Origin of the sequence: Streptomyces sp. W16 (genome assembly GCF_033194735.1) — a bacterium.
Lineage (GTDB): Bacteria > Actinomycetota > Actinomycetes > Streptomycetales > Streptomycetaceae > Streptomyces.
Map to the genome: position 1 here is coordinate 1 of NZ_JAWOAI010001021.1, position 1601 is coordinate 1601.

Sequence of the window (1601 nt, forward strand, 5' to 3'; positions counted from 1 at the left end):
CGACCGTCCGGTGGCGTCGACGACCAGATCGGCGGCGAGCCGTTCCGAGCGGTCGGGGCTCCCCGCGCCGCTGTCGTCCACCTCGGCGATCCGCACCCCGTCCACCCGGCCGTCGGTGAGGGTGAGGCCGACCGCCCGGGCCCGCAGCGACCGCACCCCCGGCAGGGCGAGCACCGCGCGGCACAGATGCCATTCGAGGAACGGGCGGGTCATGCTCAGCATGTCGTCGCCCGGCACCGCCACCCGGCGCAGCCCGTCGGCGTACCAGCCGCCGTCCCGTTCGAAGTCGAGCAGTTCCGCGCCGTTGCCGATCATCTCGTCGAACAGCTTGGGAAAGAGGTCGTCCAGGATCTGCCGGCCGCGGCCGAGCAGGATGTGCGCGTGCGCGCTCTGCGGCACGCCGCGCCGTTGCCGCGGCCGGTCCACCGCGATGTCGTCGGGTTCGAGGACGATCACGTCGTCGGCGTGGTCGTTCAGGACCCGGGCCGCGAGCAGGCCCGCCATACCACCACCGAGAACCAACGCAGTGCGCATAGAAGCTCCTTGAGCAGTCCCGGCCGTACCGGGAGATGTGTGGTCGGTTTCCCTTCGTCCCCCTGCTTGTCCCGCGTGGTCTGCCGGACCGGCCTCACTTCCGGTCCGTGTGGTGCCTGCCGTCCTCTCAGTTGTCGGCGGCCGTGCGCGCGCCCTGCGGTCCCCACCGCAGTGCCCGGTCGACCAGTTCGCCGGCCATCCCCGTGTAGTGCGCCGGATTCAGCAGCTCCGCCACCTGTTCCCGCGTGAGCACCCCGGCCAGCTCCGGGGCCCCGGCCAGCTCCTCGGCGAAGGGGCGGCCCCCGTCGGCGGCCCGCCGTGCGGCGCGGCTCACCACGTCCTTGGCGGTGACCTTGCCGAGCACCGGGGCCAGCACCACCGCGAGCCGCTCGGAGACGACGAGCCCGCCGGTCAGGCCGAGGTTGTCACGCATCCGGTCCGGGAACACCTGGAGCCCCTCGACCAGTTCACGGGCGGTGGCGGCGGCGCCACCGGTCAGCCGCAGACAGTCGCGCAGCGGCAGCCACTCGGCGTGCCAGGCACCGGCCGAGCGCTCGTCCTCGGACAGCATCGCCAGGGCCAGCACCGAGGCCGCGGCGGGCACCTGGAGCGCGGCGGCGCGTACGAGAGTCGCCAGCGCCGGATTGCGTTTGTGCGGCATGGCGGAGGACACGCCCCGGCCGGCCGCCGCGGGTTCGGCCACCGCCGCCGTCTCGGTGCGCGACAGGCTCTGCACGTCCACCGCGATCTTCCCCAACGCGCCTGCGGCGAGAGCGAGTTCGGCGGCCAGCGCGGCGATCGGGGTCCGCTCGGTGTGCCAGGGCAACACGGGCTCGGCCAGGCCGGTCTGGCGGGCGTACTCGGCCAGGAGCCCGGCGGTGAAACGCCGTGCGTCGAAGCCTTCCGGACCATCGGAGCCCTGTGGCTCGGGCGTGCCGTCCGCGCCGTCGAGGCGGGCGTACTCCGCGTACCCCGCCAAGGTGCCTGCCGCGCCGCCGAGTTGGACGGGGAGGCGCTCCGCGCGCAGTGCCCGTAGGCGGTCGGCCGCCTGTGTCACGCCCCGGTGC

At 74.3% G+C, this 1601-nt stretch carries 2 protein-coding genes; both read right to left on the reverse strand.

Annotated elements, in window-relative coordinates:
• Positions 1–534: FAD-dependent oxidoreductase (locus R6V09_RS52655; protein ID WP_442810308.1), on the reverse strand; the 534-nt coding region annotated here is incomplete at its 3' end.
• A 127-nt stretch (positions 535–661) separates the two neighbouring features.
• Positions 662–1601, reverse strand: a 940-nt coding sequence (locus tag R6V09_RS52660) for a lyase family protein (protein WP_317888483.1), incomplete at its 5' end; no start/stop codon positions are given.